Origin of the sequence: Labedaea rhizosphaerae (assembly GCF_004362825.1) — a bacterium.
GTDB lineage: Bacteria > Actinomycetota > Actinomycetes > Mycobacteriales > Pseudonocardiaceae > Labedaea > Labedaea rhizosphaerae.
The window spans coordinates 1-14,691 of record NZ_SNXZ01000013.1 but is presented as its reverse complement, the minus strand read 5'-3'; the positions used below and the strand labels follow the sequence as shown (position 1 = coordinate 14,691).

At 71.6% G+C, this 14,691-nt stretch carries 13 protein-coding genes; 3 read left to right on the top strand and 10 right to left on the bottom strand.

The features are described from left to right. Window position 1: 1 nt before the first annotated feature. Window positions 2-385, bottom strand: coding sequence for an SgcJ/EcaC family oxidoreductase (locus EV186_RS37715; protein ID WP_133854354.1), 384 nt, complete (start codon window positions 383-385; stop codon window positions 2-4). Window positions 386-477: 92 nt separating this feature from the next. On the opposite strand from EV186_RS37715, the gene ligD (EV186_RS37710) reads away from it, so the two are divergent. Then, a complete protein-coding gene (gene ligD, locus EV186_RS37710; RefSeq protein WP_133854353.1) occupies window positions 478-1,446 on the top strand; it encodes a non-homologous end-joining DNA ligase in 969 nt (322 codons plus the stop codon). Window positions 1,447-1,668: 222 nt separating this feature from the next. Here ligD (EV186_RS37710) and ligD (EV186_RS37705) read toward each other — a convergent pair whose 3' ends face one another. Further along, entirely contained in the window at window positions 1,669-2,619 is a 951-nt protein-coding gene (gene ligD / locus EV186_RS37705) for a non-homologous end-joining DNA ligase (RefSeq protein ID WP_133854352.1), read from the bottom strand. A gap of 63 nt (window positions 2,620-2,682) precedes the next feature. Here ligD (EV186_RS37705) and EV186_RS37700 point away from each other — a divergent pair, with 63 nt between their 5' ends. Beyond that, window positions 2,683-3,189, top strand: coding sequence for a mycothiol transferase (locus EV186_RS37700; protein WP_133854351.1), 507 nt, complete (start codon window positions 2,683-2,685; stop codon window positions 3,187-3,189). Here EV186_RS37700 and EV186_RS37695 read toward each other — a convergent pair. Genes EV186_RS37695 through EV186_RS37685 form a run of 3 tightly spaced genes read right to left on the bottom strand, consistent with a single transcriptional unit; the run spans window position 3,186 to window position 6,657 of the window. Beyond that, complete coding sequence (locus tag EV186_RS37695; protein WP_133854350.1) at window positions 3,186-5,699, bottom strand: ABC transporter permease; 2,514 nt, start codon at window positions 5,697-5,699, stop codon at window positions 3,186-3,188. The two genes, EV186_RS37700 and EV186_RS37695, sit on opposite strands and share 4 nt — an antisense overlap. Beyond that, window positions 5,696-6,439 (bottom strand): ABC transporter ATP-binding protein, encoded by a 744-nt coding sequence (locus EV186_RS37690; protein WP_133854349.1) that lies wholly within the window; start codon window positions 6,437-6,439, stop codon window positions 5,696-5,698. Before EV186_RS37690 ends, EV186_RS37695 begins: the two co-directional genes overlap by 4 nt. Further along, window positions 6,436-6,657 carry a hypothetical protein gene (locus EV186_RS37685; RefSeq protein WP_133854348.1) on the bottom strand — a complete coding sequence of 74 codons (222 nt, stop codon included), beginning with the start codon at window positions 6,655-6,657 and terminating at the stop codon, window positions 6,436-6,438. Before EV186_RS37685 ends, EV186_RS37690 begins: the two co-directional genes overlap by 4 nt. A gap of 168 nt (window positions 6,658-6,825) precedes the next feature. On the opposite strand from EV186_RS37685, the gene EV186_RS37680 reads away from it, so the two are divergent. Continuing rightward, window positions 6,826-7,554, top strand: coding sequence for a TetR/AcrR family transcriptional regulator (locus EV186_RS37680; protein ID WP_243754531.1), 729 nt, complete (start codon window positions 6,826-6,828; stop codon window positions 7,552-7,554). A 416-nt stretch (window positions 7,555-7,970) separates the two neighbouring features. Here the strand turns inward: EV186_RS37680 and EV186_RS37675 are convergent, their stop codons facing one another. From EV186_RS37675 to EV186_RS37655, 5 genes are all read right to left on the bottom strand, one after another. Then, window positions 7,971-8,495 (bottom strand): snapalysin family zinc-dependent metalloprotease, encoded by a 525-nt coding sequence (locus EV186_RS37675; RefSeq protein ID WP_133854346.1) that lies wholly within the window; start codon window positions 8,493-8,495, stop codon window positions 7,971-7,973. 55 nt (window positions 8,496-8,550) lie between these two features. Then, entirely contained in the window at window positions 8,551-9,708 is a 1,158-nt protein-coding gene (locus EV186_RS37670; protein ID WP_133854345.1) for a VWA domain-containing protein, read from the bottom strand. A gap of 121 nt (window positions 9,709-9,829) precedes the next feature. Next, window positions 9,830-12,049: a DUF5682 family protein gene (locus tag EV186_RS37665; protein ID WP_133854344.1), complete on the bottom strand. Its 2,220-nt coding sequence runs from the start codon at window positions 12,047-12,049 to the stop codon at window positions 9,830-9,832. Then, complete coding sequence (locus EV186_RS37660) at window positions 12,049-13,137, bottom strand: ATP-binding protein (protein WP_133854343.1); 1,089 nt, start codon at window positions 13,135-13,137, stop codon at window positions 12,049-12,051. The genes EV186_RS37665 and EV186_RS37660 overlap by 1 nt, the downstream gene beginning before the upstream one ends. Next, entirely contained in the window at window positions 13,134-14,603 is a 1,470-nt protein-coding gene (locus EV186_RS37655; RefSeq protein ID WP_133854342.1) for a DUF5691 domain-containing protein, read from the bottom strand. The genes EV186_RS37660 and EV186_RS37655 overlap by 4 nt, the downstream gene beginning before the upstream one ends. Between the last annotated feature and the right edge of the window lie 88 nt (window positions 14,604-14,691).

The window sequence follows — 14,691 nt, the reverse complement described above, 5'->3', positions numbered from 1 at the left end:
CTCAGCCCAGCGGGGTGTTGGTGTACGCGGCGATGAGCCACTGGCCGTCGTCCTTGGACAGTACCCAGGTCGCCCGCACGGTGCGGCCGGGCGGAACCTCGTCCTGACCGGCCGGGATGATGCCCGCCTCGCTGACCACGATGGCCGTGTGCCCGTCGATCACCCGGATGTCCTGGGGCGTGTCGACGCCCTTGGACCCGGCCAGCGGTCCGGCGAACCCGGCGGCCATGTGCGCGCGGACCGCGTCGCGGCCCTGGTTGAACACGCCGGGCATGACGACGGTGGCGTCCTCGGTGTAGAGCTTCGCGAACGCGTCCGCGTCGCCGTCGGCCCACGCCTGGTAGACGCCGTCGAACACGGTCTGGATGTCCTGCACGTCGCTCATGGTGCTGTCCTCTCGTCCGGTGTCGTGGGTATGTACCGGCGTGGTGGCGCGAACTCATCGGTCCGCGGGAAAACTCGCGTAAGTTGGCCTCCATGGCGACCAAGGCGGCCGCGGTCGAGCTGGAGGTCGAGCCGTACACGGTGCGGATCTCGAGCCCCGACCGCGTCTACTTCGCGGCGCGCGGCGAGACGAAGCTGGACCTCGCGCGGTACTACCTGAGCGTCGGCGACGGCATCGTGCGGGCGCTGCGGGAGCGGCCGTGCATGCTGCACCGCTTCCCCGACGGGGTCGCGGGCCCGAAGGTGCACCAGAAGCGGGTGCCGCACGGCGCGCCGCCGTGGCTGGAGACGGTGCGCGTGACGTTCCCGCGTTACGGCCGGCACGCCGACGAGCTGTGCGTGACCAAGCTGGCCGACGTGATCTGGGCCGTGCAGATGTCCACAGTGGAGTTCCACCCGTGGAACTCGCGCCGGGCCGACACGGAGAAGCCCGACGAGTGGCGCATCGACCTCGACCCGATGCCCGAGTGCGGGTTCGACCGGGTCCAGCGGGTCGCGCACGTGGCCCGTTCGGTGCTGGAGGACCTGGGGATCACCGGCTACCCGAAGACCTCCGGTGGCCGCGGCATGCACATCTACATCCGGATCCGGCCCGACTGGGGGTTCAAGGACGTGCGGCGGGCGGCGCTGGCGTTCGCGCGCGAGGTCGAGCGGCGCGCACCGTCGGACGTGACGACCACCTGGTGGCGCCGCGACCGCGACCCGAAGCTCCTCTTCGTCGACTACAACCAGAACGCCCGCGACCACACGATCGCCGCCGCCTACTCGGTCCGCGGCAACGCCATCGGCACCGTGTCCGCGCCGATCCGCTGGGACGAGATCGACGACGTGCACCCGGACGACTTCACCATCGCCACCATGCCGGCCCGGTTCGCTTCGCTGGGTGATCTGCACGCGGGCATCGACGACGAGGCGTTCGGCATCGAGCAGCTGCTGGAGTGGGCCGAACGCGACGAGAAGGCCGGCGAATCCGGCCCGGAGGACCCGGACGAGGAAGAGTGATCCGCTGCTTGGGGTGACCTACTCACTCTGGCGGCGGTCGCTCGCCTTCCGGCTGGTTCGGCGCAGGAGTGGCGGGCTGGCTGAGCTCACCGACCCGGTCCTCAGTGCCGAAGAACTCGTCGATATCAGCGCGCAATCTGCTCGGCATCGACATGGGGCAGCCGCTTGTGCCGGCCGACCAGGGCCTTGGCAGTCAGCCGAGGACGGGGAGTCATTCGCGGATCACTCACTTCGTTTGGCGCGCGCTCGGCGCTTGCCTTCGTGCATGGCCGCCACCCTGGCGATGGGAATCGTGTGGCCTTCGTCGATGAGGTCCTGGGGCAGGGCTTGCGGTGACGGCAGCAGTTCGGTCCACGGGTCGCGGTCGCCGAGCCGGTCGAGCGCGGTCTTGAGGGTGAAATCCGACGGCTTCACGCGTTCCAGCTCCGACCAGTCCACCGGGAACGACACCGGCGTGCCCGGGCGCAGCCGCGGGCTGTAGGCGGCCACGACCGTGGCGCCGCCGGACCGGGTGGAGTCGAGGAAGACCTTGCCGCCGCGGTCGTCCTTGATGTACTGGGTGGTGGCGATCGCCGGGTCGAGGCGTTCGGCCCGCACGGCGATCGCCCGGGTCGCGGCGGCCGAGTCCATCAAGGTGACGCCCTCGGCGAGCGGCACGAACACGTGCACACCCTTGGCGCCGCTCGTCTTGACCGCACTGTCGAGGCCCGCGTCGGCGAGGGCCTGGCGGACGAGCAACGCCGCGGCCACCGCCTGGTCGAACGCCTCCGGCGACGGCGGGTCGAGGTCCATCACCAGGTGCGTCGGGTGGTCCCAGTCCGCGGCGGTCATCAGCGGCACGTGGTACTCGATGGCCCGCTGGTTGGCGAACCACAGCAGCGTCCGCCGGTCCTCGCAGAGCGCGTAGTGGACGTCCCGGTGCGACGCCTCCGCCCACACCGACACCGTCTTCACGAACTCCGGCGTGTACTTCGGGATGTTCTTCTGCATGAACGGCTTCTGCCCGCGCAACGACCTGATCACCGACAACGGCCGTCCGGCCAGGCGCGGCAGCAGACGATCACGCACGGCGTCCAGGTAGTCGATCAGGTCGCGCTTGGTGGCGTCCGCGCCGTCGAACAACGGCTGGTCCACATTGGTCAGCTTGACCCCGTCGCGCTCCTCGTCGGGCATGTCCGCCACCTTGCCACAACCGCTAGTAGCGTGGGACGCATCGACGTGAAGGGGTGCATTGACTTGTCCAGTGCGGACGTCTTGGTGGACGGGTTCGACCGGATCCGCGAGGAGGTACGGGCCGTCGTCGACGGACTGAGCGAGGACCAGCTGGCCTGGCGCGCCGACGAGGCGGCCAACTCGATCGCGTGGCTCGTCTGGCACCTGAGCCGGGTCCAGGACGACCACATCGCGGGGGTCGCCGGGCACGAGCAGGTGTGGACCGCGGACGGCTGGGCCGAGCGGTTCGGCCTGCCGTTCGAGCTCGACGAGACCGGTTACGGCGCCAGCGCGGACGACGTCGCCGCCGTCCGCGCCGACGCCGACCTGCTGGTCGCCTACCACGAGGCCGTGCACCAGAAGACCGTCGGCTACGTCAAGACCGTCACCGACGACGACCTCGCGGTCGTGGTCGACGAGAACTGGAACCCACCGGTCACCCTCGGCGTGCGGCTGGTCAGCGTGATCTCCGACGACCTGCAGCACGTGGGGCAGGCCGCCTTCGTGCGCGGCCTGCTCACCCGTCGTTAGGGCGCCACCACCGCGTCGATCGGCTTCTCGGACATCGCCTTGCGCGCGGTCGCGACCGTGACCGGCCAGACGATCAGTGCCACGGCGGCGATCACCGCCGGGTACACCCACAGCGGGCCCGAGGGGATAATCGCGCCGCTGGCGAGCGCCATCGGCAGCACGGTGAACGCGGCGATCACCGTGCCCAGCACGAGCGCGGCGACCGCGATGAACCCGCTTTCCAGGCACAGCATGCGGGTCACGTGCTTGCGCGTCGCCCCGGCCAGGCGCTGCACGGCGAACTCACGGCGCCGGGCGAGCACCGCGACCGCGAGCGTGTTCACCGACGCGATGGCCGCGTAGGCGATCGCGAGCCCCGCCAGCAGGTAGTTGATCCACGCCTGCATGTTCATGTCCGCGGTGTAGAGCGCGCGCAACGTGTCCTGGTCGCCGACGGTCGCGCCCGGCCACGTCGCCACCCGTCCGGCGATGGCGCTCGCCAGGTCGTCGGGGTCCTGCCCATCGGCGCCGCGCACCAGCACATGCGACGGGAGCCCGGCGGTGGTGTGCGCGACGAGCAGGTCCGCGGGCAGCACGAGGCTGCCGTAGTCCGACAGCGCGTCCAGCAGGGCCACCACCTTGACCCGTACCTGCGTCCCGTCGCCGAGCCGCAGCGTGACGGCCGAGCCGACGCCGAGGTCCAGGTCGTCGGCCTGGTCCTCGGGCATGGCGACCGCGTTGCCACGCAGATCGCGCAGTGAGCCGGCCTCGACCTCGGTGGCCAGCACGCCGCTGTCCTCGAGGCCGAGCAGCGGCCACCGGTCGCTGCCGTGCGAGTCGTCGTAGGGGTCCTCGATCCAGCCCTGGCTGGACACGAACGGCGACGCGGCCGCGACCCCCGGCGTCTTGCGCACGGCGTCGAGCAGGCCGGGCGCGATGCCGCCGCTCACGGAGGTGACCACGGCGTCGGCCTGGAGCTGGTCGGCGTGCGCGTCGATCGCGGCGTCGGACTGGGTGGTCTGCGAGTAGACGTTGCCGACGGCGATGGCGGTGGCCAGCGTGAGCGGGGTCAGCACGGCGGCGAACATGACCGCGCGCGACCGGGTGTTGGTGGCGGCGAGCAGGCCGTTCGCCCCGAAGCGGCGGCGCAGCCACGGCTCGGCGTACTCGGCCAGGCGCACCATGGCCTCCGGGCCGATCAACGCGACCGCGATGGCCCCGGTGAGCACGGCGGGACCGCCGACCGCGGACGCCGTCTCGGCGTCGAGGAACGGCGTCGCCAGCGCGAGCCCGACCGTCGCGACGCCGAAGACCATGGCCAGCGTGCGGCGCAGCGGGGCGACCGACACGGCCGGGATGGCCGCCTCGGCGAGCGCCTCGATCGGCCGGGCCTTGGCGGCGGGCCGCGCGGCGAACGCCGATGCGAGCAACGGCATGCCGATGCCCACCACCAGCCCGGCGGCGAACGGGATCGGTCCCTGGCGGAACTCCAGCGCGTCCGGCGCGATGCCCCTCGACGTGCACAACGCGAAGATCATCGAGCCGAAGGGCGCGCCGAGGGCGAGGCCGCCGAGGGAGCCGAGCGCCGCGATGGCGAGCGTCTCCCCCACGACCATGCGGTGCACCTGCTTCGGCGTGGCCCCACTGGCCCGCAGCAGGGCGAGCTCACGCATCCGTTGGCGCACCGACAACCCGACGGTCGCGGCCACGACGATGCCCATCACCACGACGACCATGGCGCCGAAGATGCTGGCCATGAGGATCATCGGCAGCTGACCGACCGCGACGCCCGGGAACTCGGCGAGCCCGCGGTCGTCGCCGGACACCACGGACAGCCCGGGCAAGGCGGCGCTGAGGCGACCGGCAAGCGTGTCCGCGTCCACGCCGTCCTTGGGGAACACGCCGACCAGGTCGATCCGGCCGTGGTGCGGCGCGTAGGTGGCGAGGTCGGCGTCGGCGACGAACACCGCGGGTCCGGCGTCGCCGGCGACCACGCCGGCGAGCACGAACTTGTGCGGCGCGCCGTCGACGGCGACCGTCACCGTCGCCCCCGGCGCGACCCCCAGCCGCGCCGCGGTGTCCTGGTCGATGGCCACCTGACCCGCTGCGGGTGCGCCGCCTTTGACCAGGTTGTACGGGGTGAGGGCCGCGGAAGCCCAGCCGTGGCCGTTCAGGCCGGGCGTGTCGAGCTGTCCGTCCTTGCCGAGCACGGCGGCCGGGAACGAGACGTCCGGCACGGCGGTCCGCACACCGTCCACACCGGACACCTTGGTCAGCACCGCGGCGTCCACACCGGAGCGTTCGGTGTACGGGACGGTCTCGGACTCCTCGTCGGGCAGCTTGAACGCGTCCGAGCCGGAGATCAGGACGGGCGCGGCCGCGAGCCGGTGGGGCGGCGTGTCCAGGCGCATCGCGGACTCGAAGAGACCGCCGCAGGCCACCAGGATCGCGCAGCCCAGCAGGACGGCGATGAACGTCGCCAGGAAGGCCGCCATGCGGTGGCGCAGGCCGGCCAGCCCGATCTTGATCATGAGACGGCCTGCCTCGCGCGCGCCCCGAGGTGAGCGAGCCGGGCAGCGACGGCATCGGCGTCCGGCGCGTCCATCCGGCCGGCCAGCTGTCCGTCCACAATGAACAGGACGGTGTCCGCATAGGACGCGGCGACCGGGTCGTGGGTGACCATGATGACCGTCTGCCCGGCCGCGGCGACCTCACGCAGCAACGCGAGGACGTCCAGCGCGGTCTGGCTGTCCAGCGCGCCGGTCGGTTCGTCGGCGAAGGTCACCACCGAGCGGCTGGCCAGCGCCCGCGCGATGGCCACGCGCTGCTGCTGCCCGCCGGACAACTCCGCGGGCCTGCGTCCGGCCTTGTCGCCGAGCCCGACGCGGCGCAGCACCTCGGTCGCCCAGGCCCGGTCAGGCTCGCGCCCGGCGAGCAGCGACGGCAGCACGGTGTTGTCCCACACGGTCAGCGCGGGCATGAGGTTGTAGCTCTGGAAGACGAACGAGACGTGGTCGCGGCGCAGTTCGGTCAACTGCGTCTCGTTCAGCCCGCCGATCTCCCGCCCGACCAGGGTGACCGTGCCCGCCGTCGGCAGGTCGAGCCCGGCCGCGCAGTGCAGCAGGGTGCTCTTGCCCGAACCGGACGGGCCCATCACGGCGGTGACCCGGCCGGCGGGGAACACGACGCTCACCCCGGCCAGGGCGGTGACCGCCGCGGCGCCGCTGCCGTAGGTCTTGCGCACGGCGTCGAGGCGGACCGGGGCGGTCATGCGGCACGCTCGCCGCGGGCGCGCTGGGTGGCGAGCCAGAGGGCGCTGACCACGAGGCCGCCGCCGATGGCGGTCCAGAGCCACCACATGGCGGGGGCGAAGCCGCCGCTGACCAGGCACATGATCAGCCAGATCGTGAACTGGACACCGGAGACGGCAGCCCAGAGCAGGGTTACCGCGCGGCACAGGGCGGTCAGTTTCGTCGAACGGGTGGTCATGGCGGTCGTCATCTCTTCCCCCAGGTTCGGAGTGTGTCTAGAATCAGTGTAAGCCATGAACTGTTCATGGGTCTAGCAGATACTCACACCGATGAGGAGTACGAGAGAATGCGACCCTCCCTTTCCTCGCACCACGAGATCGGCGGAGAAATCCGGAGAGGCGCAACAGTGACCGACGAGCTACTCCCGCCCGGCCTCGTCCTGGCCTGGGACGGGGCCGAACAGGGTGTGCGCCGCGGGCCGAAGCCCGCCCACAGCGTCGACTCCGTGGTGGCCGCGGCGATCGCGGTGGCCGACGCCGAGGGCTATGCGGCGCTGTCCATGCCGCGGATCGCGCGGCAACTCAAGATCACCGCCAACGCGCTGTACCGGTACGTGGCGAGCCGGGACGAACTGATCGTGCTCATGGTCGACGCGGCGTGGGGCCTGCCGCCGGACGACATCGAGGCGAGCACGGACTGGCGGGAGGCGTGCACGCGGTGGGTGCAGGCGATGCTCGCCCGGATGCGCGCACGGCCGTGGCTGGTGGACGCACCCGTACGTGGCGCACCGTCGACGCCGAACCTCTTGCGCTGGCTGGAGGTCTTCTTGTCCGCAATGGACGGTTGCGGGCTCACTCCCGGCGACGTCCTGGGGTGCGCGATGTTGCTGGACGGGTACGCCCGCAGCACCGCGCAACTGGACCGCGACCTGACCGATCGCACGGAACCCGCAGTGGATCCCGCGCGGCTCGCCGGGTTCCTGGTGCCGCGGTTGATCGAACGCGGCTACCCGCGGCTCGCCCAGGTGATGACCGGCGGCGGTTACTCCGATGGTCCCATCGAGGACGACGATGTGGACTTCGGGCTCGGCCGGATTCTGGACGGGATCGACGTGCTGATCTCCCGGAAGCCCTAGGCATGCCGGGCAGCCTCGCTGCCCGAAGTCCGAAAGCTAGCACCGCTAGGAATCGGGCTGCGCCAAGGAAACAAGCGGTGCTAGATCTAGCAACGCTAGAAATGACCGCCAGCAAGCAGACGGACCAGGGGCGCCGCCAAAAGCTAGCGGCGCTAGGAAACCGCACGCAGGTGGCACTCACAGGCACGGGTAACAGGACGGAAGCCCCAGACTACATCGGGCAACCGCGTCGCCGGCTCCCCCAGGCCAACTAGCAATGCTAGATCTAGCAACGCTAGGAATGGCCGGCACCAGCAAGCAGGCGAACCAGCGGCGCCGTCGAAAGCTAGCGGTGCTAGGAAAACTAGCGCTGCTAGGAAGCTGGCTATCCCGTCATCGGCGGGCGATTGCGGGCGGCTGACGAATGGACGGAAGGTTCAGGCGGCTTTGTGGCGAGGCGTGGCGGCGAGCAGGCCGTTGGCGAAGTTCTCGTCTACCTGGGCCACCTCGTTGGCGTCCGGGATCGCGTTGGTGCACGAGGTGCCCGGGCCGTGGCCGGACATGACTTCGCTGCACGGGCCGGTGTAGTCGTCCGGCAGGCCCATGTTGTGACCCAGTTCGTGCGCGGCGATGCGGGTCGGGTCGAATCCTTCGGCCACTTGCTGCTTGTCGATGTAGATGTCGCCGTGGCCGTGCCCGTCGGTCTGGGTGTACGAGCCCTGGCCGTCGTCGGTTTCGTGGATGGTGATCGTCGCGCCGGCGCCGGCTTGGAGCTTCACGTTCGTGGTCAGGCCGTTCCAGTTGGCGGCGGCCTGGTCGATCTGCGCGGCGTAGTCCGGCGCATCGGAGGCGTCGTAGTAGAGGGTGACGGTCTGCAACCGCGGCGCGGCGTCCGCGGTTCCGGCGAGAATTCCGCTCAACGGTGCGATCAGTGCCACCACGACCGCGATCGACCTGCGCATGGTTCCTCCTACCCCGACGGGACCAAAGCCTCCTTCACGCTAGGTGCCCGCCCCGTCACCGAACACCGTCGATCGTCGGGTTCTGCGCTCCTGCCCACTCGGCGAGGTCGGCTCGCCGGATCGCCGCGGCCATGAGGTCCGGGAACTGGTCGGGCGTGCACGCGAACGCCGGCACACCGAGCGCGGCGAGCGCCGCCGCGTTGTCGTGGTCGTAGGACGGCGCGCCGGAATCGGACAACGCCAGCAACGTCACTACCTGCACGCCCGCACCGACGAAACCGCCGATGCGGCGCAGCATCTCCTCACGGTTGCCGCCCTCGTAGAGGTCGGTGATCAGCACGAGCAGGGTCTCGGGCGGCCGGGTGATCAGGCTCTGGCAGTAGGTCAACGCGCGGTTGATGTCGGTGCCACCGCCGAGCTGCGTGCCGAACAGGACGTCGACCGGGTCGTCGAGCTGCTCGGTCAGGTCGATCACGGAGGTGTCGAACACGACCATGTGGGTGCGCAGCGACGGCATCGAGGCCAGCACCGCGCCGAAGATGCCCGCGTACACAACGGATTCCGCCATCGAACCGGACTGGTCTACGGCCAGGATCACCTCGCGTTGCACGCTCTGGCCGCGCCTTCCGTTGCCCACCAGGCGTTCGGGCAGGATCGTGCCGAGCTCCGGCGAGAAGTGCTTGAGGTTGGCGCGGATCGTGCGGTTCCAGTCGATGTCGGCGTGGCGCGGGCGGTGGGTGCGGTTGGCACGGTCGAGCGCGCCGCGGACGGCCGAGCGGGTCTTCTCGGCCAGGCGTTCCTCGAGCTGCTTGACCACCTTGGCCACGACTTGGCGCGCGGTTTCCTTGGTGCGCGCGGGAAGCACGCCACCCAGCGACAACAGGGTGCCGACCAGGTGCACATCCGGTTCGACCGCGCCGAGCAGTTCGGGTTCCAGCAGCATCTGGGTCAGGCCCAGGCGGTCGACGGCGTCGCGCTGCATGACCTGCACGACGCTGCTGGGGAAGTACTCGCGGATGTCGCCCAGCCAGCGGGCCACGCGCGGGGCCGACGAGCCCAGGCCGCCGGAGCGGGGGCCGTTGTCGCGTTCGGCGTCGTAGAGGGCAGCCAGGGCCTGGTCTAGTTGTTGATCGGCCTTGTCCAATGTGGAGCTGCTGTCGGCCGGGTCGCCCAAGACGAGGCGCCAACGTCGCATCCGCTCATCGTCGGTCATGGGGTCCGCCTGGGTTCAGGGCCGGTGGCTCCGGGCTGGTGGGCTTGCGGCTTTGGTCGCGGGGTTATGGCGGGAGTGGCGGAGTATGGGTCGGCTTGGGTTCGGCGGGCGGCCGGCTTGGTCATCTTGCTCCTCCGCTCGCGCGCAGAAGCCTTGATATCACTGGGAGAACCGCGCGGCCGCGGTCGTCGTCGACGGGGTTCTCGGTGTTCGCCGGTCGGGCGCCGGGACGGTCCAGGGCGGCGGCGCGTTCGCCGATCGACCTTCGTTCCGGCCACGCGAAGGCGCCGAACGTCCTGCGCAGCAAGGGAAGCACCTCGACGAACGCCTCCGGCGGGACCGCCGTCAGCCACTCGTCGACCACGCGCAACAGGCGTTCGTCGTGCACCAGGACCAGGGCACCGCCGGCGAAGAAGCCCTCGATGTAACCGGCCGCGGCGGCCGGGGTCACGCCGGGGGTCAGCGCCCGGCCCAGGCGCAGGGCCACCTCGACCGAGTCCAGTCGCTGGGCGTCGTTCAGCAGGCGGACGACCTTGCCCGCCAGCAAAGGCGGAACGCCATCACGGTTGGCCAGGGCGGTCAACGCGCCCAGCCAGGGCTCGGTCGCGCCTTCGAGCAGGCCGACGGCACCGTGCACGCCTTCGACCAGGCGGCTCATCTCGATCGCCGCTTCCTCGTCGATGCCTTGGGCCGCACGGACAAGACCCGCGCACACCCGGGCCAGCATGCGTTGCGCCACCTCGCGCAACTGGCCGGTGTCGGTCTCGCGGACGTCGCCGTAGCGCGCGGCCCGGGCCAGGGCAGGCAATGCGGCCATCAAGTGCGTCGCGTCGGTGTCGGCGGCGGCTCGGGTGTCCAAAGCGGACAACACGTCGGGCAGGGCATCGGCCAGGCCGGCCAGCAGGCAATCCTCGACCGCGGTGGTGATCACCGCCAAGGGCGCGTCGTCGCTGATCTCGTCGCGCAGGGTGTTGGCGGCGGCGCCGGGCACCGTGGTGCCGTGCACGCCAGCGGCGATCAGGTCGACCTCGAACTCCGGCTGCCAGCACAAGGTCCACGTCTCGCGGAACGTGCCGGTGCCACGGCGCGCCGACATCGACGGCACACCCCAGTCGATGCCGAGCAGCCGCAACTGGTGCAGCAACTGGGATTTCGCCGTGCCGTTCGGCGCACGCAGGTCGATGTCGATCTCGCGTTCCAGCGCGTCGCGGCGCAACCGCAACGACTTGGCCCGCGCCGTCAGGTCGGCGGCGACCGGCGCTTGCGGGGTCTCGTCGGGCACGGCGCCCAGCAGCTCCCCCACCACGAGGCGGCGGGTGACCAGGTCGAGCTGCACGTCGTTGCCACCGCACAGCACCGAGCGGGTCGCCTCGGTGACCTCGGCGAGCCCGGCGAGGCCGCGCTCACGCAGCACGGCGAGCGTGTCGGCGAGCCGGACGGCTTCGATCACGTGCGCGCTGGAGACGGGTAGGTCCTCGGCCCGCAGCACCCGCGCCACCTGGGTCAGCCAGCTCGCGGTGACGTTCTCCGTGGTGGTGAACAGGTGGTGGTACCAGCCGGGCGAGGTGATGCCCGCGCCGTAGCCGCTGGTGCTGGCGAGCCGGCCGTGCGTCCACGGCACCCACGTGCACGTGACCTTGCGCTTCGGCAGGCCGGTCAACAGCTTGCGGTCGTGTGTCGCCGGGGGCAGTGGCTCGCGCAGCGCGGGCACGTGCCACGCCCCGCACACCACGGCGATCCGTTCGAAGCCCTCCTTACGCGCGGCGCGGATCCCGTTGCGCATGGACGCTTCCCGGCGCTGCTCACGAATCCCCTGCGCGGCGCGGTCTTCCCGCAAGGCCGTCATGGCGTCGGCGATGGCTTCGAAGGGCGATTCGTCGCCGCGGCGGTGTTCGACGACCTCGTCCCACCAGCGCTCCGGGTCGTCGTAGCCGGCAGCGGCGGCCAGCTCGGCGAGCGGGTCGCCCGAGCCGCCGCGATCGGGCGACTTGTCGGCGAACTGGACGGCCACCGACAGGTCGCAGAACCGGACCGGCACGTTCTCGGCGAGCGCGTGCTGGATCGCCTGCCACTCGGGGCTGAACACGGCGAACGGCCAGAACGCGGCCGCCGTCGCGTCGTCGACCGCGTGTGCGAGCAGCGCCACCGGTGGCCGCATGCCGGGGTCGGCGGCGAGGTGGACGATGCCGTCGGCCTCGGGCGGCCCCTCGATCAGGACGATGTCCGGCCGGTACTCGGCCAGCTCGGCCGCCACGGCCCGCGCCGAACCGGGGCCGTGGTGGCGGATGCCGAGCAGCCGGACCTCGGCCGGTTCGGCTCGGACGGGGGTCGCGACCGGCATCAGGTCAGTTCCCGGCAGGCCCGGTAGAAGTCGGCCCAGCCCTCGCGCTCGCGGACCACGGTCTCCAGGTACTCGGTCCACACCACGCGATCGGCCGTCGGGTCCTTGACCACCGCGCCGAGGATGCCCGCGGCCACGTCGTGGGCCCGCAGCACGCCGTCGCCGAAGTGCGCGCAGAGTGCGAGCCCACCGGTCAGCACACTGATCGCCTCGGCCGTGGACAACGTGCCCGACGGCGACTTCACCGCGGTGCGGCCGTCCTCCGTGCGCCCGGACCGCAGCTCGCGGAACACCGTCACGACGCGCCGGATCTCGGCGAGCTCGGCGTCCTTGGCGGGCAGTTCGAGCGCGGCGCCGAGTTGCTGGACGCGCCTGCTGACGATCTCGACCTCGGCCTCGGGGGTATCGGGCAGCGGCAGGACCACCGTGTTGAACCGGCGGCGCAGAGCGCTGGAGAGCTCGTTCACGCCGCGGTCGCGGTTGTTGGCGGTGGCGATCACGTTGAAACCCTTGCGCGCCTGAACTTCGGTGTTCAGTTCGGGCACCGGCAGGGTCTTCTCGGACAGGATCGTGATCAACGTGTCCTGCACGTCGGCCGGGATGCGGGTGAGCTCTTCGAGGCGGGCGATCTTGCCGTCGGCCATCGCGCGCATCACCGGGCTCGACACCATGGCCTGCTCGGTCGGACCTTCGGCGATGAGGCGGGCGTAGTTCCAGCCGTAGCGGATGGCTTCCTCGGCGGTGCCCGCCGTGCCCTGGACCATCAGCGTGGAGTCGCCGCTGATCGCTGCGGCGAGGTGCTCGGACACCCACGTCTTCGCCGTGCCGGGCACGCCGAGCAGGAGCAGCGCGCGGTCGGTGGCCAGCGTGGCCACGGCCACCTCGACCAGCCGCTTCGGCCCGATGTACTTCGGGGAGATCACGGTGCCGTCGCGCAGTTCGCCACCCAGCAAGTACGTGACGACCGCCCACGGCGACATCAGCCAGGACGGCGGCCGGTCGCGGTCGTCGGCGGCCCGCAGCGCGGTCAGCTCGTCGGCGTAGTCCTGCTCGGCGTGCGGGCGCAGGACCTGCTGGGGCACGGTCACGACAACTCCTCGTGGAGACGACGGCGGAACAGAAGGGTCTGGACCAGCTGCACCCGCCACGGTGCGGCCGCCGGCTGACCCTCCCTGGTGATCATGGGGTGGTCGAGGCATTCCTTGGGCACGGCCCGCGCGGCCACCCCGGCCGCCCAGGCGACGGCGCGTTCGTTGGGTCGCCCGTCGAGCCAGTCGAGCACGACCTTGCCCAGCGACACTGGCCAGGGGCGCGGCAGGGACACGGTCAGCTCGGCGAACTGGGCCGCGGTGACCCGGGTCGCGATGCCCGAGATGATCGCGGTCCACTCGTCCGTGGGCAGCACGGCGACCAGGTCGGCGACGTGCGGGCCGGCCGGGTCGGCCTCGAGCAGTGCCCGCGCCCAGGCGGGATCGTGCTGGCGGGCGGCCGCACCGGCGAGCCCGGCCAGCACGACCGCGTCGTCGGTATCGCCGTCGGCGCCGGTGAACGGCATGCGCAACAGGTCGGCCGGGCTGTCGGCGTACTGGTCCCAAAAGGACAGTGGGGTGGCGGCCAGCAACTGGCGCAGCCACCACGCCCGCTGCCCGGTGCCCTTGGGCGGGGACGCGACGATGCCGTCGCGTTTCATGGCGTCGTCGCACTCGGTGGGCAGCTCGAAGACCAGCACGCCGCGCCGGCCGAGCGAGCGGCGGCGCACGGAGACGAGCGCGGCCATGCGCTCGGCCATCCGGCGCCCCAACTCGGAGCCAGGCAGGCAGGACAGAAGTTCGCCCGCGAGCCTGCGGACGTCCTGGGCGCGGTCGTCGAGGGCCCGTTCGAGGAACGCGGCGTCCTCGGGTTTCAAGGCGGCACCCAGCACCTCGAGCAGGTCGACGCGGGACTCGGCCGGTTCGGCCGACCAGGTCTCCTGGAGGGCCTTGCGGGCGGCCTCGGGCTCGGTGCGCAGCGCGCCGGCGAGCCAGGCGCGGCGCTGGGCCGGGCTGCCGAAGCGCCAGGCGTCGTCGGTGTCGGTGGTCGCGTGGGTGCCGAGGAAGGCCCAGTCGGGCCGGATCGCGCCGAGCCAGGCGGCCTCGGTGCCCGCGGCCGCGGCGACCAGCGGACGCAGGGCGGATTTGGCGCGCGCGGCGTCGGCCAGGGCGGGCAGGTGCTCGGGCGGTGGGCGGTAGCCGGCGGCCGCGGCGGCGGTGAGCCACTCGCCGAGCAGATCCGCGTGGTCACCGTTGAGGATGCGCCCGAGGCGGGTGGCAGCCGCGTCGCGGACCACCGGGCGCGGATCGGGTTCGGCGGCGGGCACCGGCGTGCTGTCGGTGACGGCTCTCGTACCTGCTTTGCGGTAGCCGCCGAGGAGCGCGGCGGCGGCGAGGAGGTCGTGGGCCGGGTCGCCGGTGGGGTCGAGGTGCTCCCGGATGGGGCCCGGGAGCGTGTCGACCGGCGCGGGGCGGCGAGCGGTGCCCAGCATGGCGGTGGCCACGAGGTCATCCCAGCCGGTCACTAGTGCACCCTCTTCCGTGCGGGCCCTTGGATGGGGCTTGTGGTAGGAACTAGGCGGAAGCCGGGGTGACGGCCCGAGTCGGTAGCCC

Excerpts from the sequence above, each read along its gene's own strand:
- EV186_RS37715 (WP_133854354.1), bottom strand. The coding sequence starts at position 385 with ATGAGCGACGTGCAGGACATCCAGACCGTGTTCGACGGCGTCTACCAG.
- ligD (WP_133854353.1), top strand. The coding sequence starts at position 478 with ATGGCGACCAAGGCGGCCGCGGTCGAGCTGGAGGTCGAGCCGTACACG.
- ligD (WP_133854352.1), bottom strand. The coding sequence starts at position 2,619 with ATGCCCGACGAGGAGCGCGACGGGGTCAAGCTGACCAATGTGGACCAG.
- EV186_RS37695 (WP_133854350.1), bottom strand. The coding sequence starts at position 5,699 with ATGATCAAGATCGGGCTGGCCGGCCTGCGCCACCGCATGGCGGCCTTC.
- EV186_RS37690 (WP_133854349.1), bottom strand. The coding sequence starts at position 6,439 with ATGACCGCCCCGGTCCGCCTCGACGCCGTGCGCAAGACCTACGGCAGC.
- EV186_RS37685 (WP_133854348.1), bottom strand. The coding sequence starts at position 6,657 with ATGACCACCCGTTCGACGAAACTGACCGCCCTGTGCCGCGCGGTAACC.
- EV186_RS37675 (WP_133854346.1), bottom strand. The coding sequence starts at position 8,495 with ATGCGCAGGTCGATCGCGGTCGTGGTGGCACTGATCGCACCGTTGAGC.
- EV186_RS37670 (WP_133854345.1), bottom strand. The coding sequence starts at position 9,708 with ATGACCGACGATGAGCGGATGCGACGTTGGCGCCTCGTCTTGGGCGAC.
- EV186_RS37665 (WP_133854344.1), bottom strand. The coding sequence starts at position 12,049 with ATGCCGGTCGCGACCCCCGTCCGAGCCGAACCGGCCGAGGTCCGGCTG.